Genomic DNA, 23,132 nt, shown 5'->3' with positions numbered 1-23,132 from the left:
CGATGAACCGTGGTCTTTTGCTGGGCCTGCTCAGCGTTTTTTGCCTGACGGCGCAGGCCGGGCCGCAGATCAATGTCGGCACCGTTTACGACTATCTGGAAGCCGACAAGAGCACCTATCTCAAACGGGTTTTCAACAGCGGCGACGCCACCGCATTCGTCAAGATCAATGTGCTCGAAATCGTTTACGACGACGCCGGCACGCCCAAGGAAATTGCTGTCGAGAACGCCGCCGATGGCGCCTCGCGCAACGGCCTGATGGCCAGCCCGGCGCGGCTGATCGTCCCGGCGCAAGGCATGCAGGGCACACGCTTGCTGTACATGGGCGAACGGGATCGAGAACGCTATTTCCGCGTGCGCTTCGTGCCCGTGGTGCCGGAAAAGGAAGACGATTTTGTCGTCACCGGTGAAGAGCGGGAGGATTACAAAAGTCGTTGTCGGCCGGCGTCAACGTCATGACCGGGTTTGGCACGATCTTCTTTGTCCGCCCCAGGGAAGCGCGTTACGCCACGGCAATCAACGAAACCGAGGGTCGCTACGAACTGCGCAACAACGGCAATACCGTGGTGATCGTCGATGAGTTCAAGAGCTGTTCGCTGAGCAAGGAAAGCGATTGCGGGGCGACTACCAAACACCACGTGCTGGCGGGCAAATCCTTTGCCTTCAACAAGGAAAAGGGCCGTGAGTACCGCTTCTTTCTGATCGAAGGCAGCGACAAGAAAACCATGAAAGTCGCCAGCCGCTAGGCCGGTTTTCCATTCACGCATCAGGTAGCCAACATGATCAAGCAATGCACCGCCGCCCTGCTGGCGGTCGCCGCCGCGTTGACCGCGGCAGTGACGTGGGCCGCCCGGGAGGAGCACACCTTCGAAGTGTCGCTGACCATTCCCAGTCGGCCCTTCTACATCATTCCGGCACAACCGGACTGGATTCACCGTCCGCAGGTGCTGGCCTGGCACCATGCCACGGACAGCCTGGGCAATCTGGAAAAATCTTTTGACATGCGGCATGACAGCAGCGCCATCGAGGCGCGTCTGGCCACCGAGCCATTCATTGACACCGGCACAACGGGTGAAGTGATTGAGCTGCGGGTGACGTTCAATGACGTCGTGCTGAGTTCTCACATCACCCCGCAGCAAGTGCTGTCGAAAGAAGAGGCCGCTGTCGGTAAACGTGTGCTGCTGAAAATCGAACCCATCAAACCCCCAGGTGGGTATCGCCCCGGGCATTACAGCGGCAACGTAGTGTTGTTGTTCAACGCCAGCGCGCCAGACGGCAATGACGCTGATGCCTGAATGTCTTACGCGGTGGGTATCGCAAGCACGACCAGGGTCCGTGGGCAGATTCGGCCAGCCTGAAACGCTCGCCGAATGCCGTGTGATGGTTTCAGAGTCCGGCCCTGTCGAGGGCTTCGCGACTCAAGGCGCGGGATAGCTCGTTGCGCTCGTAGCTGATTTTGTCGGCCAGCTTCCTGTACTCCCGGTCGCTGCTGAACACCTGGCTGTCGAGCTGACGGAATTTTTCTTCGAACAGGCGCAGATTTTCCTGATAACGGTCAGGATAGGTATTGCGCAGGTAATCCTCCCAGAAAGGATCGGTATAGAGATCGGTCATGCCGTTGACCAGGCCATCCCCTTGTTCGCGCTGGATGATTCTCTGGTAAGCCGCGTTGAGCTTTTCCTCGCTTACCCCGGCCCGAGGCTGCACAGGCATGCCCCCCGCTTGCCAGGGCAAATCCAGACGCTCGCCCAGGCCCGCTTCGAACGCCCGATGAATCTGAATTTCGTCCGGCGCCGGCAGGCGCGGATCGATCAGGTGTTGCTGCTGCTGACGACTGACCTCCATGGCGGCCTCATCGCTGACCCGATCAAGGCGAGCCGCGCTGCGCGCCAGACGCACGAGTCTGTCTTCCAGCTGCGAGGCCGATGCCGTTTCGTTGTAGGCCTTGGATACCAGGACTTTGAGCCCCAGTGAATTGAACAGCTGCTGGCCCAGATCAGCGCAGTCCTGTGCAGACACGTTCTGCTCGAAGAGCTTTTTGCGCAGATGTTCGTCGAGCGCCGCCGCATCGACCATGTCCCAGACCCGTGCGGTCAAATTCCGCCGCCCCGCGTCAGTCCCGTAATCGGCGGATTCGCGTTGCTTGCGGATCACGCTGAAAAAGCCGGCGGAATCAGGCTCGGCCATCAGGTCATGCCAGGACTGCTCGCGGTATCGGCTGAAGGCTGCCGAGGGGTGGGACGGATCAGCATTGGCGGGCATCAACTTCCAGTAATCAAGCTCATCGGCGGCGGCGGATGAATAACCGGGCACGACGCTCAACCCTACCGACTGGCGATACTCGCCAAGACGCCGCAACTGGTCACTGTCGAATTTGGCAACACTGATCCGTGCGCGAGCCAGCAGGCGCGCCTGATCGCTACCGGGTTCGACCCGGGGCAGGGTGTCGAGCGGATTGTCTCGCATGTCCAGGTAGAAGCCTTTCGGGCGCTGCCGTATCTGTCCATCGACTTCAAGCCATCCTGCCGGCCAATCGCGAATGCGCGTATTGACCAGGTTCAGTTCGACCAGTTGCTCCATGCGCCCGATATCCGGCGGCACACGCAGGTTGTTGCCATTGAGATTCAGGCTGTGCAGGCGGGTGAGATTGCTCAGGCGCGTGCTTGAGTCATAGGTCAGTTCAATGCTGTTGTGCGACAGGTCCAGCGTCTGCAATTGATGCATTTTCCCTAGGGCAGCCGGCACCTCCTTGAAACCGCAGCGCTGGGCGCTCAATTGCCGCAGATTCGGGAAACTCGCCAGCAGGCTGTCCGGTGTGGTTGAAAGCGCAACGTTGGCGATGTTCAGTCCGGTAATCCGGTCGAAGTATTGCTGCATCCCGCGACGCCGTCGCAAGTCGCGCCACCATGACTCAAGGTTCGGTAGCGGCAGTTCGGCTGAAAGGTCCAGCGTATAGCCGTGTTCCGGATGGGGATTGCGTGCGCCGGGCCTTTCGTTCTCGCGTTTGAAGCACTTCCTCAATTGCTGCTCGATGTACAAGCCGCCCTCGCGGACGAAATCCGTTGGCAGCGCGATCAGTTCCCCGTTGTCTTCAATGACGGGGGTGTAACTGCTGCGCCAGCTGTCGAGGGCGTTGTCGAGCACTTCGCGTTCGCGCTCAAGGTCGCCGATGGCGCGTTCGCTGTTGCCCTTTTTTTCCAGCGTCATCAGGAAACCCGCGACCTCTCTGTCGTTCAGTTTCGGGTACAACTGTCTGAGCCGCTGTTCCGGGGTTTTTGCCGCCCAGGGCCAGCCGCGTAGAAGAATCTCCGTCTCGCGGGGGGCGACCGTTCGGATCGGCGGTTGCGCCAGAGCAATACGGCGTTCGGCTGGCGGGGCGCTTTGTTCCATGATCCACAGTTTCAAGGCGCGGCCCTGACCGCGCTGATAACCGGTACTCGCCAGCGTTTCGAGCGGTACGGCGCGCAGGATGGCTTCGTGGAAATCGCTACTGTCATGCAGCAGCTGACCCTTGGCGTCGCGCACTTCATAACGGCCTTCGCCACGCCTCAGCAGCTGCCTTACAGTGCTGGCGTCCTGCGGCCCGACACTGCAGCGCAACGGACCGTGCGGGCTGCCGTCGAACACTTCGATGCGCAGGTCGGCAAAGGTGTCGGTGTGGATTTTCAGCGTATTGAGCGCCAGGCGTTCGGTCTGTTCAGTCATCAGATCGTCCCGGTAAAAACCGTCGTACGCGCGACTGGCCGACGCCTCGAAATCCAGCTCCCGGGCCTGATTCTTCAGGCGTAGCGGCAAGTGCTGTTCGTCGCTGATGCGTTGCCGTTCGGCGACGCGAGCCTGGCTCAGAACCGTCTCCGCCAAGGACAACGGCAGATCCGGAAACGACTGTCTGATCACGGCAATGTCGGCGTGGCCGTTGCGCTGCCCGGCCTGGTACAGATGGCGGGCGACGGCGCTGCGCTGCTCATTGAGCGCGTCGGCCAGTTGACCGCGCAGGACCTCGACCCGTTGCTCGGCAGTGACCATCGGGCCGAGCAGATGATTGAACTCGTCGTCGCGCAGGAACCCGGCGACCCGCTCGGGCAAATGTCCGGCGTTGAGATCAGCCTGGCTGATGCGCAACGTGTCGGCTTCGGACGCCAGCGCGTTGCCGTATTTATGCGAGTAGCCGGTCAGGTCCTGACGCGCGAAAACCTCCAGCGCGCGTCGCGGCGGCCAGCCCGGCAGGCTGGTCAGCATCGGCTCCAGCCATACCGCGTCGGCATCGATCGGTTTGCCGTTACGCAGGTTCTGCGCAGCCTCGATGACATCCTCGTATGCACTGACGCGCCTGACCGTGTCGGCCAGCAGCGGCGGTGGCGGGCTGTTGTCGCTGTGCATGCGACGCAGTTCATCGTGGCTGGTGCCGCTGCTGCGCCGGATGTCCTCCAGTTGCACAGGCGTGAAGCGCTCGACGCTGTGACCCAGGCGAGGCATCAGCCGGGCGTCGGGCCAGTCGCCTGGCGATTCTGCTTCATGCAGCCAGGCGCCGTGACCGTTGTGTTCGATCCGTGGCTGGTAGGCATTTTCTCGATTCGGATGTTTGATCCGGTGGGTTTTGCTGGTGGCATCGGCGGAGGCTTTTTCCACCACATAGAGCTTGCCTTCCAGCGGCAGGACGCTGGCGCTGGCATGTTGATGCAGGCCGTGACGATCGGGCTTCGATTGCGCTGCCAGGCTCAGCTCGTCGCGTGCATAAGGGCTGAGGTCGCGATGCCACAGGCTTGGTTTGCCGTCGGGCAATTTGACCTGTTGCATGGCATCGACCTGCGGTGAAAGTTTTATCCGCAACGTTTCGCCAATCTGCGCGCCGGCGCCGAACGCCGCCAGTTGAATGACATCGGTCACCACACTGATGACATGTCCGGCAGCTTCCTCCCAGACGCCTTCGGCCAGATCGACGATGCCTTCAATCACATCGCTGGTCAGTTGATAGGCGGTATAGGCCATCATCACCTCGCCCAGACCAGGCACAAAGGGCGTGGCAATCAGCAGGGCGACGTTGAAGATGTCCGAGACGATCCGCTTGAAGTTGTCCCACCATGCCCAGCGTGCGTTGCTATCGGCATCGGCGGTCGAGACAGCGATTTGCCGCGCATCATTGATGACCTTGTTGAGTTTCTGCTGATAGACGTGCCGCCAGTAATCGCCCTGCAACGGCAAGCGCGTGAACTGCAACCTGGGCTTTTCCACCGGGTCCTTGCGCCACACCGGGCGCTGGTCGGTGCTCTGCTCGCGTTCGTGATGGCGGACGACGAACAACCGCTGTTCGAGTTCGGCAAAAAAATGCCCACGTTGCTGCTGATCGACAAACTGGCTGAAGAATTGCCGGTACGTATGCCCGGTCGAGGCGCTCAGGCGGTCCTCGCGCAACTGGCGGGTCAGTTCTTCACGAAACGCAGCCAGCGACTCGTACTCCTTGAGTGGATGATCCGGATCGTGCGGCACGTAGACGATCAGGCGTCGAACCCCACGACTGTCGGGGTGGCCGTGCATCAGCAACAGAATGCCGGTCAGGCGGGTACCGAGCATGGACAGGTCATTGCAGCGAATCGAACGGTTGTTGAGACGCAAGCGCGGGTTTTCCTCTGTGCTGAAGCTGAGCACCATCCTGAAGGTGTCGTACTGGATCTCTGCCTTGAGCAAGGCGATGTGCGCCGCGACGGCGAGGGCGTCTTTGAGGCTGGTGCCGATCTTGTATTGCAGAAGGCTCTCGGCCAGCGCTTCGCCGGGCAGCAAGTAGCCCTGCAAGTGCCTGGCATATTGCCCGCCCAGGTCGAGGTCGCGACACAGTGTCTGGAACTGGCTGATGGGCATTTGGTTTTTGAGCGGCAAGACGTCGAAGTGGCCGCGCGCATCAGGCTGGCTGATGTAGTCCGAGCCTGCGCCGACTGTCTCGTTGGCGGCAAAGTTGTGCAGAGCGGCATCGAGCAGTGAGACCGTACGGGTCGTCGAACCGTCGACCACGTCGATTGCATACCAGGGACTGCTGGCGGGGATATACAGGCGCAGCCAGGTCTTCCTGACGTCCGGCTCGATGCCATGGCATTGCTTGATCCTTGCTTTGAGCAGCGGCTCGGCGAAGGCGTACAGGTCGGTCCTGGCCAGCAGATGATCGACCTTGTTCTGCGAGTCCCAGGCCTTGAGATTGGCGGCGGCGAGTCGGCTGGCAAACGTACCGGGTGCGCTGTACCAGGGTTCGCGCTTCAGTGGCGTGGCGGCGAGTGCCAGGCTGCGGCTGAGCGTTGCAGTTTTGAACGGCGCGCTGACAGCCGATTCGATGAACGCGTAATGCCGGCCTTTGTCGGCGGCTTCGGCAGGCTGAGGGGAGTCAGACATGGCCAATCATCCTTGATTGTTTGAGGAATGATCAGCGTACCGGCGGCAGGGCAAAACAAAAGTTCAAAGATCGGGAGCCAAACGTGTGATCGCCTCAGCGATGCGACAAGAATTCGAATCGGAACAATGCACGAATACCACCATTTGCGCCGATGGCCTTCGGCGCGACGTGCAGGCCATGTTCGGTCAGTGCAGCGCCGATGCCACCACGGGCGCCTGTGGCGGTTGGCACTGTGAGTCGCTGCCCGGTTGCAGATACGGCGTGAGAATCGGCGCCATGCCTTTGAGTACCTGCGTGGGCAGAGCCGAGGTGAACTTGAAGTTCTCCGCCGAGCGCCCCGGGACGAACGCGGTGAGGGTGCCGAAATGGTGGTCGCCGATGTAGAACACAAAGGTCGCCGTGCGGTTGATCGACTTCGAACTGATGATCCGCCCGCCAGACCCGATCGCCGCAATGCGGTTGTCGCCGGTGCCGGTCTTGCCACCCATGGCCAGCGGCGTGCCGTCGGGCAATTTGAAACTGCCCGACAGCCGTTTGGCGGTACCGGCGTCGACCACTTGCGACAGCGCCTCGCGCATGGCTCGGGCCACTTCCACTGGCATCACCCGTTTGCCCACGTGCGGGTCGTTGATCAGCCTGGTTTCATACGGCGTATCGGCAGCAAAGTGCAGGCTGTCGATGCGCAGCGTCGGCATGCGCACGCCGTCATTGAGGATGGTGCCGATCAGCTCGGCGAGCGCGGCGGGACGGTCGCCGGAACTGCCGATGGCCGTGGCCAGTGACGGCACCAGGTGATCGAACGGGTAGCCGACTTTCTGCCAGCGCTGATGAATGTCGAGGAACGCTTCGATCTCGAGCATGGTGCGAATACGACTGTCTCGCGCACCCTTGTGCCGGCTCTTGAACAGCCAACTGTAGACTTCCTGGCGTTCGAAATGGCTGGCCTTGACGATCTCGCTGAAGGTCGCTTCCGGGTGATGCAGCAGGTAACCCATCATCCACAGGTCCAGCGGATGCACCTTGGCGATGAAGCCTTGGTCAGGCAAATCGTAACTGCCGGGGCCATAGGAATCGTAGAGGCGGATCAGACGGTCGTCGGTGAGTTTTTCGTTGAGCTTGGTGCCCTTGAGGTGCGAGCGCACGAAACGGTTGAAGTCTTCCTGACTGGCCTCCGGCAGCAGATAGCGATGCACCGCCGCCATGCGAATCGGCGTCGGGCGGATGCTGTCGAGGAAGGTTTCCAGGCGCGCCTGGGTGTCCTTGTTCTTGTACTTCTTCCAGAACTTGAGCAGGAACGAGGTGCCTTCGCGGTCGGCGAAACTGGCCAGGTATTCCTGACGGCGCGGATCGCGATCATCCTTGAGCAATTCGCCGTTGGGGCCTGAGTAGGTGGTGTAGCGGACGATGTCGCGCATCAGGCGAATGAATGGCAGGTTGATCGACTCGCGCAGCGAATCGCGCAGGGTCGGCAGGCGACCGTTGTCCTCTTTGCGGAAGTTGTTGAATCTGTGCAGCCCACCGCCGGTAAAAAACGCCTCGCCGGGGCTGGCCGAGTATTTGCGATCCAGCGCGGCGCCGAGCAGCTTCGACAGGTCGTGATCCTTGTTCTGGATCAGGTAGTCGATGACCCAGCGGCTGAGGCGGTCCTGATCGGGCACTTCGACTTTTTTCAATTCTGCCACGCCCATCGCGCCGTATTTGTCGTGCAGCTCGGCGACGATTTGCAGGTACGTGGTCAGCACACGCATTTTCGCCGTCGAGCCGAGTTCAAGCTTGCTGCCTTCGTTGATGTCGAACGGCTGATCAGTGCTGTCGGTCTGCACGCGCACCCGCGAGCCGTCCGGGGTCAGTTCGAACAGGGTGAAGCTGTAACGCACTTGCGTGGTGCTGGTGGGTGTCAGCAAGCGTTCGCCGAGCAGACCGATTTCTGCTGCGTAGGCCGGGTCGGCAAGTTTTTTCAGATAAGCCGTGGCCTGCGTTTGCAGATCGCCCTGCAGGGTGCTGGTGGCCGACAGGTCGAGGCGATCGAGGTCGTACAGCGGGCGATTGAGCATGCTCGCCAAGCGGCTGCGGGCAACACTGATGCCCTTGTTGGTTTCAATCGGCTGCATCGTTGGCTGGGTCTGCCAGTCGCGATACGACACGGTGCTCGCCAGCGCAGCGTCAGCGAGGGCGCTGTCGATCACGCCGTTCTGCTTGAGCAGGCGCAGGTGGCTGTCGGTGAGGCTGGCCAATTCGTCGCGACCCTTGGTCAGGTAATGCGAAGGGCGGCGCTGGGCGATCATCAGCGAGAGCATTTCACGCAAGGCCAGGCCTTTGGCGGCCATGGTTTGTGGGTCGCTCTTCGGGCTGTTCAGTTGCTCGTTGGCCTTGTTGAAATCACTGCCGTACCAGACCCGCAAACCTTCGGCCATGCCGTGCACTTCACCGTGGCCGGGCACCGCCGAGAGCGGCACGCTGTTGAGGTAGTCGCGCACGATGTTCTGCCGCGAACCGAGGGTCTGCGGGCCATCCTGATAGGCGCGCACGCTGGCGGAAATCATCTGGCGGATCTTCTCCGCGCCCGACACGGTGAGGCCGTCGGGCGAGTGGCGATACTTCTCCAGTTGCGTTGCCAGGGTGCTGCCGCCGGCCGATTGCCCGGGCAGGTGCAGCAACTTCGCCACTTGCGACCACGCGGCCATGCCGAAGCGCGGCCAGTCCACCGCCGGGTTGGCCAGCGGCTGTTTCGGGTCGAGGAGAAAGCGGTTTTCGATGAACAGCAGGCTGCTGACCACCACCGGCGGAATCGCCGCGAAGTCGGCATACAGTTGCTGCGGATAGTTGTATCGATACAGCGGCGCGCCTCGGCAGTCGGTGATCGACAACCCGGCCTGGATCTTTTCCGAGTACGGCACGAACAGGCCTTTGTCGGTGTAACCGAGCAGGGCGGGGGAGAAGCGCGTTTGCTCGGTGATCACGTAATTGCGCTTGAGCAGGCGCGGGAGGAATTCGTCCAGAGAGCTGTAACCCAGGCGCAGATCGAAAGGGCCGTTGCCCGGATAACGAATCGCTTCGCTGGGACCGGGTTCCAGTTTGTAGGTCAGCGAAGCGGCGTACTGGCTCAGCTCCCGCGCCTGAAAGCGCGAAGTGCGCATTTCCTTGGACGCGGCGAGCCCCACCACCACCGCAATGATCAAAAACAGCAACCAGAAAGCCTTCCACCCGTGCCGCTGACGACGGGGTTTTTCAGGGACAGGCGCTTCATTCACACGTTCAGTCTGAACCACGGTTTTACTCGAATCGGTTTGCCACAAAGCGCCCATAGTCGACTGATCCATTCACGCAGATTGATCGGACTTGTCTGAAGCTTAGACGGTGGTTGGAGCCGGTGAAGAAAATGTGCAGAGCGGAGGAGACGGCTTGTCTGAATAACTGGAACACACACTGTGGCGAGGGGATTTATCCCCGCTGGGCTGCAAAGCAGCCCCAAAACCTGCCAGCACGGTTTCTACAGGCACACCGCATGTCAGCAAGTTGCGCCTGCTACGCAGCCGAGCGGGGATAAATCCCCTCGCCACAAAAAGCTGTTCACATCCCCATGATGTGTCTGTGCGAGCGATGGACTCCCTGTGGCTAGCAGATTTATCAGTCTTGCAGGGACTCCCTGTGGCGAGGGGATTTATCCCCGCTGGGCCGCGAAGCAGCCCCAAAACCTGCCAGCACGGTTTCTACAGGCACACCGCATGTGAGCCAGTTGCGCCTGCTACGCAGCCGAGCGGGGATAAATCCCCTCGCCACAAAAAGGCTGTTCACATGCCGGGATGTTGTCAGTGTGAGGGATTCAGGCGGCTAGCCGATTTATCAGTCATGCGGGGACTCCCTGTGGCGAGGGGATTCATCCCCGTTGGGCTGCAAAGCAGCCCCAAAACCTGCCACCACAGTTTCTACAGGCCCACCGCATGTGAGCAAGTTGCGCCTGCTACGCAGCCGAGCGGGGATAAATCCCCTCGCCACAAAAAGGCTGTTCACATGCCGGGATGTTGTCAGTGTGAGGGATTCAGGCGGCTAGCCGATTTATCAGTCATGCGGGGACTCCCTGTGGCGAGGGGATTCATCCCCGTCGGGCTGCAAAGCAGCCCCAAAACCTGCCACCACGGTTTTTACAGGCACACGGCATGTGAGCAAGTTGCGCCTGCTACGCAGCCGAGCGGGGATAAATCCCCTCGCCACAAAAATGCTGCTCCCATCCCCATGATGTGTCTGTGCGAGCGATGGACTCCCTGTGGCTAGCCGATTTATCAGTCATGCGGGGACTCCCTGTGGCGAGGGGATTTATCCCCGCTGGGCTGCAAAGCAGCCCCAAAACCTGCCAGCACGGTTTCTACAGGCGCACCGCATGTGAGCAAGTTGCGACTGCTGCGCAGCCGAGCGGGGATAAATCCCCTCGCCACAAAAAGGCTGCTCACATCCCCATGATGTGTCTGTGCGAGCGATGGACTCCCTGTGGCTAGCAGATCTATCAGTCTTGCAGGGACTCCCTGTGGCAAGGGGATTTATCCCCGTTGGGCTGCAAAGCAACCCCAAAACCTGCCAGCACGGTTTCTACAGGCGTACCGCATGTGAGCAAGTTGCGACTGCTACGCAGCCGAGCGGGGATAAATCCCCTCGCCACAAAGAGGCTGCTCACATCCCCATGATGTGTCTGTGCGAGCGATGGACTCCCTGTGGCTAGCCGATTTATCAGTCATGCGGGGACTCCCTGTGGCGAGGGGATTCATCCCCGCTGGGCTGCAAAGCAGCCCCAAAACCTGCCACCACAGTTTCTACAGGCCCACCGCATGTGAGCAAATTGCGCCTGCTACGCAGCCGAGCGGGGATAAATCCCCTCGCCACAAAGAGGCTGCTCACATCCCCATGATGTGTCTGTGCGAGCGATGGACTCCCTGTGGCTAGCAGATTTATCAGTCATGCAGGGACTCCCTGTGGCGAGGGGATTTATCCCCGCTGGGCCGCGAAGCAGCCCCAAAACCTGCCGCCACGGTATCTACAGGCACACGGCATGTGAGCCAGTTGCGACTGCTGCGCAGCCGAGCGGGGATAAATCCCCTCGCCACAAAGAGGCTGTTCACATCCTCATGATGTGTCTGTGCGAGCGATGGACTCCCTGTGGCTAGCCGATTTATCAGTCATGCGGGGACTCCCTGTGGCGAGGGGATTTATCCCCGCTGGGCTGCAAAGCAGCCCCAAAACCTGCCAGCACGGTTTCTACAGGCACACCGCATGTGAGCAAGTTGCGCCTGCTACGCAGCCGAGCGGGGATAAATCCCCTCGCCACAATAGATGCACTTATTCCAGAGAGCTGTTGCGCTCAGAGCCAGCAGGTATCCCAAAGCGGGTAATCACCGAGGTTATCGACCAGCCCGGCTCGCAAGGGATTATTGATGATATAGCGGGCGATGGGCTCCAGGTCCTCGCCGTCACGGATCGCTCGGTCATGGTAGCCGGTTTGCCACAGCGGTCCGTGACGTCCGGTGTTTCTGTTAACCGCATGCGTACAGCGAGCCTTTACACCGCCAATGACTTCACCAAGTGAGCCGCGTTGCAATTGCATCAGCCAATGAAAGTGGTCAGGCATGACAACCCAGGCGATGGACTGCGCGACTCCTTGCTCATGAGCCCGGCGCAGTTCTGCAACCAGTAACCGGCCGGTCTGCCAATCTGCAAATACAGGCTGGCGTTCGTGGATGACAGAGGTGATGAAGTAGGCACGACCGTTTTCCGAGAAACGACCTTGGCGCAAACGGTGGGAATTGGGACGAACTGGCATGTGAGCTTCCTTGCATATGCTCCTGACTTTTTCAAAGGTTAGTGGTTGGCCGCCCCGGTCGGCGCTGCAACTGTTGAGCGAAATTTCTGAATCCGCCGGGCGATTTATCCGTGATCAAGCGCGAGGGGAGACATCGCGCGGTGAATCAAATGCACCGGGGCTGGAACATGACGCTGCACCATGTCTGTGCAATACTTCGCGGCTTTTTCAGTGGCGACTTTTCCTACGTAATGCAGGTAATGCCTCTCCGCAGAACCCACTATTGCCGAGAGTTGTCGCTGAATGTTGTGACTTTTAGAGTGAAAAATCCTGCCCTGAGCTTTTTATACTGCACGCCCCGCTGATCTTTCAGGCCTGCCCTGCAAGACGCGTCTGCCCACGAAGCCGACGCGGTTTCCTGCCCAGCCAAGGCCTATCGGCCGACGCTTCGAAACCCGGTGGTCATATCCAATAACAAGACGAGGTTGTACCCCTATGCCAGTTGGCAATCCTCTGCCGCACGGCGACACCGCTTCGGGCGGTCCGCTCAAACGTGAACTCGGCGAACGGCATATCCGCCTGATGGCGCTCGGTGCCTGTATCGGCGTCGGTCTGTTTCTCGGTTCGGCCAAAGCCATCCAGATGGCCGGTCCGGCGATCATGCTCTCTTACATCCTTGGCGGTCTGGCGATCCTGGTGATCATGCGCGCCCTCGGTGAAATGGCCGTGCATAACCCGGTGGCCGGTTCGTTCAGCCGCTACGCGCAGGATTATCTCGGTCCGCTGGCCGGCTTTCTCACCGGCTGGAACTACTGGTTTCTGTGGCTGGTGACCTGCGTCGCGGAAATCACCGCCGTGGCCGTGTACATGGGCATCTGGTTCCCCGATGTGCCGCGCTGGATCTGGGCCTTGGCAGCGCTGGTCAGCATGGGCTCGATCAACCTGATCGCAGTCAAAGCCTTCGGCGAATTCGAATTCTGGTTCGCCCTGATCAAGATCGTCACCATCATCGCCATGGTCATTGGCGGCGTCGGCATCATCGCTTTTGGTTTCGGTAACGATGGCGTGGCGCTGGGCATTTCCAATCTATGGGCGCACGGCGGTTTCATGCCCAACGGCGTGACCGGTGTGCTGATGTCACTGCAAATGGTCATGTTCGCCTACCTCGGTGTCGAGATGATCGGCCTGACTGCCGGTGAGGCGAAGAACCCACAGAAGACCATTCCTGACGCAATCGGCTCGGTGTTCTGGCGGATCCTGCTGTTCTACGTCGGCGCGCTGTTCGTCATCCTGTCGATCTACCCGTGGAATGAAATCGGCACCCAGGGCAGCCCGTTCGTGATGACCTTCGAGCGTCTGGGCATCAAGACCGCTGCGGGCATCATCAACTTCGTGGTGATTACTGCGGCGCTGTCGTCGTGCAACGGTGGCATCTTCAGCACCGGGCGCATGCTCTACAGCCTGGCGCAGAACGGCCAGGCCCCGGCGGGCTTCGCCAAGACCTCGAACAACGGTGTGCCACGCCGGGCACTGCTGCTGTCGATCGCGGTGTTGCTGCTGGGCGTAATGCTCAACTATCTGGTACCGGAAAAAGTCTTCGTCTGGGTCACCTCGATCGCCACCTTCGGTGCGATCTGGACCTGGGTGATGATCCTCCTCGCCCAGCTGAAATTCCGCAAAGGCCTGAGCGCCAGCGAACGTGCCGGGCTCAAGTACAAGATGTGGCTGTACCCGGTCAGCTCGTACTTCGCGCTGGCGTTTCTGGTACTGGTGGTCGGCCTGATGGCGTACTTCCCGGACACCCGCGTGGCGCTGTATGTGGGACCGGCGTTTCTTGTGCTGCTGACGGTGTTGTTTTACGTGTTCAAGTTGCAGCCGACGCAAGTGACGCAAGGTTCGGTGCGTTCGGTTTCTTGAACCTTACGTGCGTAAACAACGAAGCCCTGATCGAGAGATCGGGGCTTTTGGGTTTTATGGGCAAGGCGATTAACGGTCAACGCCTTAAAATCGCACGGGAAGAGCTATTGACACGTGAGTACGACAAGATGACCGCTGGTCGGATAAAGCCCTCGACCTGTAATTTCTGACAGTAGACCGTCTTCAAGCTCTGGCCTAGTTTGGAGGTCCGTCCTCTGGCAGCGGCTGGCCCTCACCATGAAAGGATTCTCTGCAACCACCGCCATCGGAGTGGCCGATGCGCTCATCCATTGGCAGATATTTTTCGTGCTCTGTCAGGCGGCCGCCCTGAGTCAGGCGGCCAGCAACTTTGCGGCGTTCTGCGTAGCTGCTGCGCTCTCTTTCTATCTGAACATGCTTTATATCTTTGAAAGGGAAACGCCGGTATTTCCCTATCTGATGTTCATCGGCCTGATGGGCGGCGTGAGTTTTGGCGTGGGTGTCATTGGGGATGTCTGGCGCTTGTCGGGGCTTGTGACGGTCGCTTCGTTTTCGCTGGTGAATATTGTTTTAGGGTACTGCGTTTTCCGCTTTGTCCTTTTTCCAGGGCGACGGGCATGAACGTCTCTCCGCCTGACGTACTGCCGATGTCAGCGTCCTGCGCTGCTTCAATGCCCTTCGTAGTTGATCTGGACGGTACCCTCGTCAAATCTGATCTGCTGTTCGAATGCGTGATGTCCTTTGTCCGCAGCAAACCATTGCACTGCCTGAAACTCTTTCCCTGGCTCTGGCACGGCAAGGCGTATCTGAAAGATCGACTGGCAATGACATCGGACGTCGATCTCGCGACTTTGCCCTATGATCCCGACGTACTCCGGATGATCGAGGAACAGCGCAACGCCGGTCGGAAAATTGTTCTCGCCACAGCCAGTCATTACACATTGGCAGTGCGGATCGCCGAGCATCTGCAGGTGTTTGATGACGTTCTGGGTTCAACCCTCGAGCAGAACCTTTCGGGAACGAACAAACGTGATGCGCTGGTGGCGTTATATGGGGAGAAAAGTTTCGATTACATCGGCAATTCGCTGGACGATCTGCCGATCTGGCGGTCGGCCAGGCAAGCTTATATCGTCAATCCGCTAGCGGGCGTCCAACGTGCCGCCCGGCATCTGGATAACGTAGCCCAGGTGGTTCACTCTCGCGTTACGTATTTCAGAAGTTTGTACAAAGCCTTGCGCATTCATCAATGGATGAAGAATGTGCTGATTTTCGTTCCCCTGCTTGCAGCGCATCAAGTGGCCAACCCGCTGCTATTGGGGCGCGGCTTGCTGGCCTTCATGCTTTTCGGCTTGTGTGCATCCAGCGTCTATCTTCTGAACGACTTGCTCGACCTGAACGATGATCGCAGGCACCCGAGCAAACGCAATCGACCCTTCGCCAATGGTTCGTTATCCATCCAGTCCGGTCTGCTGATTTTCCCCCTGCTGTTGTCAGTGTCGTTCATCGGCGCGTGGTTGTGGCTGCCTCACCCATTCATTGCCGTGCTGGCCTGCTATTACGGCCTGACGCTGGTGTATTCGCTGGTGCTCAAGAGGTTGATGGCGCTGGATGTCATCGCTTTGGCGCTGCTTTACACCTTGCGCATCATTGCCGGTGGCGCCGCTTTCGGGCTCGACCTGACGGGGTGGATGCTGGCTTTTTCCATGTTCATGTTTTTGAGCCTCGCGCTGGTCAAGCGCTATGCCGAGCTGTTGCTGGCGCTGCACGGCGGCATCACCGGTAAGACCGGCGGCCGCGACTACTTTCCTGCGGACCTGGCAATGCTCTCCTCTTTGGGGGCCGCATCCGGTTATCTCGCTGTCCTGGTGCTGGCGCTTTACATCCATGACAGCGCAACTACCGAGTTGTATGCATATCCCCGATGGCTCTGGTTTGCCTGCCCATTGATGCTGTTCTGGATCACTCGTATCTGGCTGCTGACGCATCGCGGCCGCATGAATGAGGATCCGGTGGTTTTCGCACTGCGTGATCGCTTGAGTCTGGTGATGGGAACAGTGTTCTGTCTGATTTTCTGGGTGGCGGCATGACGGCCTCGCTGGCTTCCTGGGGAAACTATCCCCATGCCCCGCAGAGCGGTCGTCCCTGTCACTGGCAAGCGGATATCGGACCGCAGTGGCAGCAGTTGATCGAATCACACGGGACAACTTTGCCGTTTGGCAATGGCCGCAGCTATGGCGATAGCTGCATGGCCGCAAGCGATCACGTGCTGCAATTACGTCCCCTGAAGCGCTTCATTGAAGGCGACTGGGAAAAGGGTGAGATCTGCGCTGAAGCCGGCGTGACACTGGGCGAGATTTTACAACTCGCCATTCCCCGTGGCTGGTTTTTGCCCGTCACACCCGGTACGCGGCATGTAACGCTGGGTGGGGCGGTGGCCAATGACGTCCACGGGAAAAATCACCATCGCTGCGGCACGTTTGCCCATTCGCTGGTGTGTTTCGGGCTGCACCGTTCCATGCAATCGCCGATGGTGTGCTCGGCGACGCTAAACCCACAGTGGTTTGCCGCCACCATCGGCGGGCTCGGCCTGACGGGCGTGATTACCTGGGTGCGCATTCGTCTGCGCAAAATCCAGTCCAGCCTGATCGACAGCACACGGGTGCGTTTTGACTGTCTGGATGACTTTTTTGCCCTGTCGGCCGACATGGATGCGCGGCATGAATACAGCGTCGCTTGGATCGATTGCCTGGCCAAGGGCAATGCGCTAGGGCGCGGATGCTTCACGGCTGGGGATCATTGCGAGGCGGGGCCGCTTGAGGTCGCTGCACCACGTTCTCTGTCTGTCCCGATCCGCCCTCCGGTATCGCTGATCAATTCGCTCACCTTGAAACTGTTCAACGATCACTACTGGAAACGGCAGCCAACGAACGGACAACATCAAAAGGTTGGTTACAGCTCGTTCTTCTATCCGTTGGACCGTATCGAAAACTGGAATCGCATCTACGGACGCAGAGGTTTCCAGCAATTTCAGTGCGTATTGCCGGCCTCGGTTGCAGCCGTGGCACTGGCCGAATTACTCAAGTCGATTGCGCGTAGCGGCAGTGGCTCCTTCCTCGCGGTGCTCAAGCGTTGTGGCGACATTCCTTCGCCGGGATGGCTTTCCTTTCCTATGCCCGGTACTTCATTGGCGCTGGACTTTCCACACGACATAGATCTGCCGAAAAAACTTCTGCCGCGTCTCGACGCCATCGTGCGGGAAGCAGGCGGTCGTTTGTATCCAGCCAAGGACGCTCACATGAGCGGCAGCGATTTTCGCCAGGCCTATCCCGCCTGGGAGCAGTTGGAAGCGATGCGCGATCCGACCCTGATGTCCCGTTTCTGGCAGCGAGTCACTCGATGAAAAAAATACTGATTGTGGGCGCCACCTCGGCGATTGCCTGCGCTTGCGCACGATTGTGGGCGGCTGATCGCAGCGAATTGTTCCTGGTCGGCAGGGATGCGCAAAAACTCCAGCAAACCAGCGTCGATCTTCAGGCTCGAGGTGCCAGAGCCGTGACCACGTACGTCATGGACGCCAGTGATATCGCCGCACATCCGGTCATGTACGAGAAATGCCTGGCGACGTTGCAGACGGTGGATATCTGTCTGATTGCCTATGGCTCGCTGCCAGATCAGTACGCGTGCGAACAACACGTTGAACAGGCTATGGAGCAGTTCGCCAATAACGGCAGTTCAATGATCGCGCTGTTGACGCTGTTGGCAAATCGCATGGTTGTCCAGCAGCACGGCACGCTGGCGGTCATTTCCTCGGTGGCCGGGGATCGAGGACGACCTTCCAATTACCTGTACGGCGCGGCAAAGGCGGCGGTTTCCACGTTCTGCGAAGGCTTGCGGGTACGCTTGTTCAAAGCGGGTGTGCATGTGATCACGATAAAGCCTGGGTTAGTCGACACGCCCATGACGCGAGGGTTGGCGCTGCCCTCCGTGCTTGTAGCGCAACCGGATACGGTTGCCCGGCGAATAGTCAGAGGGATCAATCGACAGGTGGCGGTGCTGTATGTGCCCGGCTTTTGGGCGGTGATCATGTGGCTGATTCGGGTGATGCCGCAGCCGCTGTTCAAGAGGCTGAACCTGTGAATCAGACGCTGATGTTATCCGGGTGGCGTTACCGCGTTTTGATTGGCTCGGTGATCTGCTCCGCCCTCGCTTATCTCGCTGTTTCCCTGTGGGGTGGGTGGTCGGCGGTGAGCGCGGCGGTCAGTCGAGTGGGTTGGTGGCAGTGCGGGCAAATCGTCTGCGTGGTTTTGCTTGGATACGGTCTGCGTTTTTTGCGTTGGCAGGGTTATCTGTCTGCCCTGGGCCACCGGTTGCCCTGGCGGGCGAGCTTGAACATCTACCTGGCCGGATTCGCCCTGACGACTACTCCCGGCAAGGCCGGGGAGGCGTTGCGCGGTGTTTTGCTCAAACGTTTGGAGGTGCCTTACGCACAGAGCTTTGCCGCGCTGTTCAGTGAGCGGCTTGCGGACCTGCTGGCGATGACGGGCCTGGCGTTGTTCGGCTTGAGCGCGCATCCGCAATGGTTGTCGATGGTCGTTGCCAGTCTCGTCCTCCTGGCATGCGGTGCATCGATGATGTTTTCGCCAAGCCTTGCCAGCGCGATTGATCGTCGCACTGAGCAACGGCACGACAGATTCTCGCGGTTGCTGGGGCATGCCGTTCAGGTATTGCGTCAGTCGCGCCGCTGTCATTCCCCTCGTCGCTTCATGGGCGCAACGCTATTGAGCCTGCTGGCCTGGGGGCTTGAAGCATTGGCGTTTTACTGGATTTTGCAGGCGATGGGCGCGGACGTGGGCCTAACGTTGGCGATCTTTATTTATGCGGTGGCCATGTTGGCGGGGGCTCTGAGTTTCATGCCGGGCGGTTTGGGCAGTGCCGAAGCAGCGATGCTAGCGCTGCTGGTTTCAGGCGGAGTCGGGTTGGCAGATGCGATCGCGGCGACGGTTTTGTTACGGCTGGTAACGTTGTGGTTGGCGGTCGGGGTGGGAATGCTTGCACTTTTATGGAAGAGGTCGGTAGCCGGTTTTGATCATGGCTGAGTAACTACTGAGGAGATGACAATGGACACTGCGTCGCGAAAGTACAAATTGGCAATGTACCTGTGTCTGATTGGCGCAATTGGATTTGGCCTGTATGTAAGGTTGCGCAACATCGATGCTACTGGCCTGTGGCTGGATGAGGCCTTCAGTGTATCGGTAAGCGATCCGCAAAATGGATTCTTTGACGTGTATCGAACTACATTGAGTGACGTTCATCCTCCCTTTTATCAGATTTTCCTGTGGACTTATTATCAGGCTGTCGGGTTTGGCGAACACACAGGGCGGTATCTCTCTGCGGTAATCGGCGTGCTGTTGATTCCCTCTGTATTCCTCCTCGGGCGCAAATTGTTTGATGAACAAGTAGGGCTCATCGTTGCGTGGTTGGCAGCGGTCAATAGTTTCTTGGTTCAGTATTCGCAAGAGACTCGCTCTTATGCGCTTCTGTCGTTGCTTACCGTTTTGTCTTTTGTGATCTTCTTGCGCTGCTTAAGTCGAGGCAGAGGGCAGGATTTTTTTTGCTATTGGCTGACTTCCGCCGCGCTGATAAATACTCATTACTTCGGTTATCTGCCGGTCTTTGCTCAAGTGCTTGTGTTGCTTCACATGATCTTGCGCAGCGAGGTCCACAGCCAAGTTATATACAGGTTCATTTGCGCCGGATTTTTTGCCGCATTAACCGTAATTCCTGGTTTATCGTACGCTGAGAGTAGCTTTTCACGGGATTTCTGGATTCAACCACCCGAAACTGTTTTTTTCTTCAAGGTTTTCCTGTTGTATTTCGGAGATACGTTTCTGGCCGCTTTGCTCGCTGTAATTTTAATTTCAGGGCTGGCGTCGATGGCTCAAAATCCTGAAAGCGCAATTGCTTGCAGGCTGATTGTGTTCTGGGGGGTAGTAGGAATTGTGGTGCCCTATGTCTGTTCTGTTTACTTACGCCCGGTGACAACTCAACGCAATTTTATTTTTCTTCTGCCCGCCGTATTGCTGGTGGCTGCGTACGCAGTTGGCAATATAAGAGATGTGCCAGTAAAAGTGTTAATGCTGGTGGTATTGATGACATTTTCTGCTACGCCTTTATTCAGGGATATCAGTTATCTGAGGGATCCTGAAAATCCGTACTCACGCGAGACGCACATGAGAGATCTCGTCATCTCTGTAATGAATAAGTCAAGCGTGTTGCCAATCTATTCGCTTGATGCGATTCAGTTTGGTGTCTATTTCAAGTTGCTGGGATCTCCGCTGCTTGTTAGTAATTTAGAGAAGCTGAAAACTGATTTGTCGTTGCCCAGTCACCCGAAAGAATTTTATGTTCTGGAGACGAACTATGGTCCTGGTTTTGCTCAGGGAATCAAAAATCTAGAAAGGTACGAAGCAAAAATTATCGATAAGGAAGAAATAGGTCATGTGCGATTATTCAAGATCCGTACATTTGAACCATGATCGGTAGCGGTGGGCATTCCGAATGGAAATGCACACCTTTGAGCAGTTACGCAGCGACGACCTCGCTCGGCTCAAAACTGTCCGCCCGCGCCATCTGCCACATCCGCGAATAGAACTCGCCATTCACTTCACCGGTGAGCAATTCCCCCGGTTTCAAAAACACGTGCAACTGCGAGAACAGTTTGATCTCGGTCGCCGACATGCGTCGTACCAGATGCTTGGCCGACAGTTGCGAGGGATGCTCAAGGCCTGCTGCAGCGAGCATTTCCGCCAGTGCTTTGAGCGTGCTGCGATGGAAGTTGTAGACGCGCTGGGCTTTGTCCGGTACCACCAGAGCGCGTTGGCGCAAGGCGTCCTGGGTGGCAACGCCGGTCGGGCATTTGTTGGTGTGGCACGACTGCGACTGGATGCAGCCGATGGCGAACATGAAGCCGCGCGCGGAGTTGGCCCAGTCAGCGCCGATGGCCAGCACGCTGGCGATGTCGAAGGCGCTGACGATCTTGCCGCTCGCACCGAGTTTGATCTTGTCGCGCAGGTTCAGGCCGACCAGCGTGTTGTGCACGAACAGCAGACCTTCGCGCATCGGCACGCCGATGTGGTCGGTGAACTCGACAGGGGCTGCGCCAGTGCCGCCTTCCTTGCCATCGACGACGATGAAGTCCGGAAGAATGCCGGTTTCCAGCATGGCCTTGGCAATGCCCATGAATTCCCACGGATGGCCGAGGCAGAATTTGAAGCCCACCGGTTTGCCACCGGACAATTCGCGCAGTTGCTGGATGAACTGCATCATCTCGATCGGCGTTGAAAACGCACTGTGGCGCGACGGCGAGACGCAGTCCTCGCCCATCAGGATGCCGCGTGTTTCCGCAATCTCCCTGGTGACCTTATGCTTGGGCAAGATCCCGCCATGGCCGGGTTTGGCGCCCTGGCTCATCTTGATTTCGATCATGCGCACTTGCGGATTCTGCGCCTGCACGGCGAAGCGCTCAGGGTCGAAACGGCCGTCGCTGGTGCGGCAGCCGAAGTAGCCGCTGCCCAGCTCCCAGGTCAGATCACCACCGTGTTCGCGGTGATACGGGCTGATGCTGCCTTCGCCTGTGTCGTGGGCGAAGTTGCCGAGTTTCGCCCCCTGATTCAGCGCCCTGATCGCGTTCGCGCTGAGCGAGCCGAAGCTCATCGCCGAAATATTGAAGATCGACGCCGAGTACGGCTGCGTGCATTGCGGACCCCCGACAATGACGCGGAAACCGTTCGGGTCACTCAACGGCGCCGGGCGCATCGAGTGGCCGATGAATTCGAAGCCGGACTGGTAAACGTCGATCAGCGTGCCGAACGGTTTGTCGGCAGTTTCGTTTTTCGCTCGCGAGTACACCAGCGAACGCTGCGCGCGGGAGAAGGGCAGGGCATCGCTGTCGGACTCGAGCAGATACTGGCGAATCTCCGGGCGGATGCCTTCGACCAAATAACGGATGTTGCCCAGAATCGGATAATTGCGGCGCACTGCATGGCGCGTCTGCAACAGGTCGAACACGCCGAGCAGGCTCAGCACAGCGGTGGCGGCGGTGATCGGCCACAGCCAGTCATGTTCGAGAAAGGGCAGGCTGGCGAGGGTGAACATCACACAGACGGCAAAGAAGGCGTAGCGGCTCAGCAGCGACAGGCTCATACGGTTTCCTTGGTTCGGATTGTTTGTGGCTGGCAGGCATATTGCGCCAACGACGGAACCGTGAACAGGCAGACGTCCCTCTCCTCGCCTACATCGGAGCCGTCTCGCTTACGATGCCAGTTGACTTGGCTGTTGACCGCGAGAAGCAGCCATGCAGCAATACTGGTGGGCAAACTTGTGGCATTGACGAACGCCTTCGCGAGCAAGCTCGCACAAGGAATTGCAGTGAAAGGTGGAAGCTAACTGGCACGCGAAATCGACGATTACCTTTTTGTTTATGCCGCGACCGATTCCTGAGGCGTTTGCCGTTTCTGGTCATGTTTGTGCTTGGCCCTGGCCATATCGTTGATGCAGTAATTGATGTGATAGAAGGTGAACAGGACTGAATACAAGCGGTTCATTCGCGGTTCGAAGTTGTGTTTGGTCAGCGTGTAGGCGCGCAAGGCTCTGCGAACTCGAAAGCACCAAGCAATGGCGATGAGCTGGGCAATGACCGTCATCGCATACCCCGTGGCTATGAACCGCGGATCAGATACGGTGAAAAAGATCCCTCCGATACCACAGAGCGCCAGATAAACGACCAGACCGGTCTGGCTCAGTGTCTTGATTTGAGTGACCTCCTCAACCACGGTTGTTGTTTTGTGCAGCCATACAACCGAGTAGAGACCCATGGTGACTACGGTCAGGAGAATGAAATGGAGCGTCTTGAGATTGTTCTTTTCCTTGAGCGTCGAAATGTCAGACATGCAGCGTTTTCCCTCTTAGGCGATGTAGCGAATGGCTGCCGGGCAGCGATGAATAACGCTACCAAATTCGCGAGTGGGAAATTTCCGAGCCTTTGGGCGGACTTGTCGTCAGAGTCAGGCTG

General features: G+C 58.7%; 13 protein-coding genes and 1 pseudogene. 9 read left to right on the top strand and 5 right to left on the bottom strand.

Annotation, left to right across the window (positions count from 1 at the left end; translation table 11 throughout):
• Window positions 1–2 precede the first annotated feature (2 nt).
• Window positions 3–745: pseudogene (locus AB9L16_RS20495) on the top strand (molecular chaperone).
• A gap of 33 nt (window positions 746–778) precedes the next feature.
• The gene (locus AB9L16_RS20490; RefSeq protein WP_375122619.1) at window positions 779–1,294 is read left to right on the top strand and encodes a CS1 type fimbrial major subunit; all 516 of its coding nucleotides are present in this window, start codon (window positions 779–781) and stop codon (window positions 1,292–1,294) included.
• Window positions 1,295–1,385: 91 nt separating this feature from the next.
• On the opposite strand, the gene AB9L16_RS20485 is transcribed toward AB9L16_RS20490, so the two are convergent.
• The 3 genes from AB9L16_RS20485 to AB9L16_RS20475 all read right to left on the bottom strand — a co-directional run bounded on the left by AB9L16_RS20485 (window position 1,386) and on the right by AB9L16_RS20475 (window position 12,187).
• On the bottom strand, window positions 1,386–6,377 hold the full coding sequence (locus tag AB9L16_RS20485) for a dermonecrotic toxin domain-containing protein (protein ID WP_375122618.1): 4,992 nt from the start codon (window positions 6,375–6,377) through the stop codon (window positions 1,386–1,388).
• A gap of 186 nt (window positions 6,378–6,563) precedes the next feature.
• Window positions 6,564–9,683 (bottom strand): transglycosylase domain-containing protein, encoded by a 3,120-nt coding sequence (locus AB9L16_RS20480; RefSeq protein WP_041479897.1) that lies wholly within the window; start codon window positions 9,681–9,683, stop codon window positions 6,564–6,566.
• A 2,045-nt stretch (window positions 9,684–11,728) separates the two neighbouring features.
• Window positions 11,729–12,187, bottom strand: a complete 459-nt coding sequence (locus AB9L16_RS20475) for a transposase (RefSeq protein WP_252878832.1) — start codon at window positions 12,185–12,187, stop codon at window positions 11,729–11,731.
• Window positions 12,188–12,661: 474 nt separating this feature from the next.
• On the opposite strand from AB9L16_RS20475, the gene AB9L16_RS20470 reads away from it, so the two are divergent.
• The 7 genes from AB9L16_RS20470 (at window position 12,662) to AB9L16_RS20440 (ending at window position 20,598) form a co-directional block, all read left to right on the top strand.
• Window positions 12,662–14,083: an amino acid permease gene (locus AB9L16_RS20470; RefSeq protein ID WP_056790085.1), complete on the top strand. Its 1,422-nt coding sequence runs from the start codon at window positions 12,662–12,664 to the stop codon at window positions 14,081–14,083.
• Between the two features lie 237 nt (window positions 14,084–14,320).
• Window positions 14,321–14,683 carry a GtrA family protein gene (locus tag AB9L16_RS20465; RefSeq protein ID WP_095181734.1) on the top strand — a complete coding sequence of 121 codons (363 nt, stop codon included), beginning with the start codon at window positions 14,321–14,323 and terminating at the stop codon, window positions 14,681–14,683.
• Window positions 14,684–14,709: 26 nt separating this feature from the next.
• Window positions 14,710–16,149, top strand: coding sequence for a UbiA family prenyltransferase (locus AB9L16_RS20460; protein ID WP_056790362.1), 1,440 nt, complete (start codon window positions 14,710–14,712; stop codon window positions 16,147–16,149).
• Window positions 16,146–17,462 carry an FAD-binding oxidoreductase gene (locus AB9L16_RS20455; protein ID WP_236168270.1) on the top strand — a complete coding sequence of 439 codons (1,317 nt, stop codon included), beginning with the start codon at window positions 16,146–16,148 and terminating at the stop codon, window positions 17,460–17,462. The genes AB9L16_RS20460 and AB9L16_RS20455 overlap by 4 nt, the downstream gene beginning before the upstream one ends.
• Window positions 17,459–18,199 (top strand): SDR family oxidoreductase, encoded by a 741-nt coding sequence (locus AB9L16_RS20450; RefSeq protein WP_150638615.1) that lies wholly within the window; start codon window positions 17,459–17,461, stop codon window positions 18,197–18,199. The genes AB9L16_RS20455 and AB9L16_RS20450 overlap by 4 nt, the downstream gene beginning before the upstream one ends.
• Window positions 18,196–19,158 carry a lysylphosphatidylglycerol synthase transmembrane domain-containing protein gene (locus AB9L16_RS20445; RefSeq protein ID WP_056790077.1) on the top strand — a complete coding sequence of 321 codons (963 nt, stop codon included), beginning with the start codon at window positions 18,196–18,198 and terminating at the stop codon, window positions 19,156–19,158. The genes AB9L16_RS20450 and AB9L16_RS20445 overlap by 4 nt, the downstream gene beginning before the upstream one ends.
• Window positions 19,159–19,179: 21 nt before the next feature.
• Entirely contained in the window at window positions 19,180–20,598 is a 1,419-nt protein-coding gene (locus tag AB9L16_RS20440; protein ID WP_375122617.1) for a glycosyltransferase family 39 protein, read from the top strand.
• Between the two features lie 46 nt (window positions 20,599–20,644).
• Here the strand turns inward: AB9L16_RS20440 and AB9L16_RS20435 are convergent, their stop codons facing one another.
• A complete protein-coding gene (locus AB9L16_RS20435; protein ID WP_252886745.1) occupies window positions 20,645–22,264 on the bottom strand; it encodes an FMN-binding glutamate synthase family protein in 1,620 nt (539 codons plus the stop codon).
• Window positions 22,265–22,539: 275 nt separating this feature from the next.
• Window positions 22,540–23,010, bottom strand: coding sequence for a DUF4234 domain-containing protein (locus AB9L16_RS20430; protein ID WP_056790069.1), 471 nt, complete (start codon window positions 23,008–23,010; stop codon window positions 22,540–22,542).
• Between the last annotated feature and the right edge of the window lie 122 nt (window positions 23,011–23,132).

It is taken from the genome of Pseudomonas sp. LW8 (assembly GCF_041956865.1).
In the GTDB taxonomy this organism is placed as follows: domain Bacteria; phylum Pseudomonadota; class Gammaproteobacteria; order Pseudomonadales; family Pseudomonadaceae; genus Aquipseudomonas; species Aquipseudomonas siliginis.
This window is presented reverse-complemented; position numbering and strand designations above follow the sequence as displayed.

Coding starts and splice junctions, on each gene's coding strand:
- AB9L16_RS20490 (WP_375122619.1), top strand. CDS start 779: ATGATCAAGCAATGCACCGCCGCCCTGCTGGCGGTCGCCGCCGCGTTG.
- AB9L16_RS20485 (WP_375122618.1), bottom strand. CDS start 6,377: ATGTCTGACTCCCCTCAGCCTGCCGAAGCCGCCGACAAAGGCCGGCAT.
- AB9L16_RS20480 (WP_041479897.1), bottom strand. CDS start 9,683: ATGGGCGCTTTGTGGCAAACCGATTCGAGTAAAACCGTGGTTCAGACT.
- AB9L16_RS20475 (WP_252878832.1), bottom strand. CDS start 12,187: ATGCCAGTTCGTCCCAATTCCCACCGTTTGCGCCAAGGTCGTTTCTCG.
- AB9L16_RS20470 (WP_056790085.1), top strand. CDS start 12,662: ATGCCAGTTGGCAATCCTCTGCCGCACGGCGACACCGCTTCGGGCGGT.
- AB9L16_RS20465 (WP_095181734.1), top strand. CDS start 14,321: ATGAAAGGATTCTCTGCAACCACCGCCATCGGAGTGGCCGATGCGCTC.
- AB9L16_RS20460 (WP_056790362.1), top strand. CDS start 14,710: ATGTCAGCGTCCTGCGCTGCTTCAATGCCCTTCGTAGTTGATCTGGAC.
- AB9L16_RS20455 (WP_236168270.1), top strand. CDS start 16,146: ATGACGGCCTCGCTGGCTTCCTGGGGAAACTATCCCCATGCCCCGCAG.
- AB9L16_RS20450 (WP_150638615.1), top strand. CDS start 17,459: ATGAAAAAAATACTGATTGTGGGCGCCACCTCGGCGATTGCCTGCGCT.
- AB9L16_RS20440 (WP_375122617.1), top strand. CDS start 19,180: ATGGACACTGCGTCGCGAAAGTACAAATTGGCAATGTACCTGTGTCTG.
- AB9L16_RS20435 (WP_252886745.1), bottom strand. CDS start 22,264: ATGAGCCTGTCGCTGCTGAGCCGCTACGCCTTCTTTGCCGTCTGTGTG.
- AB9L16_RS20430 (WP_056790069.1), bottom strand. CDS start 23,010: ATGTCTGACATTTCGACGCTCAAGGAAAAGAACAATCTCAAGACGCTC.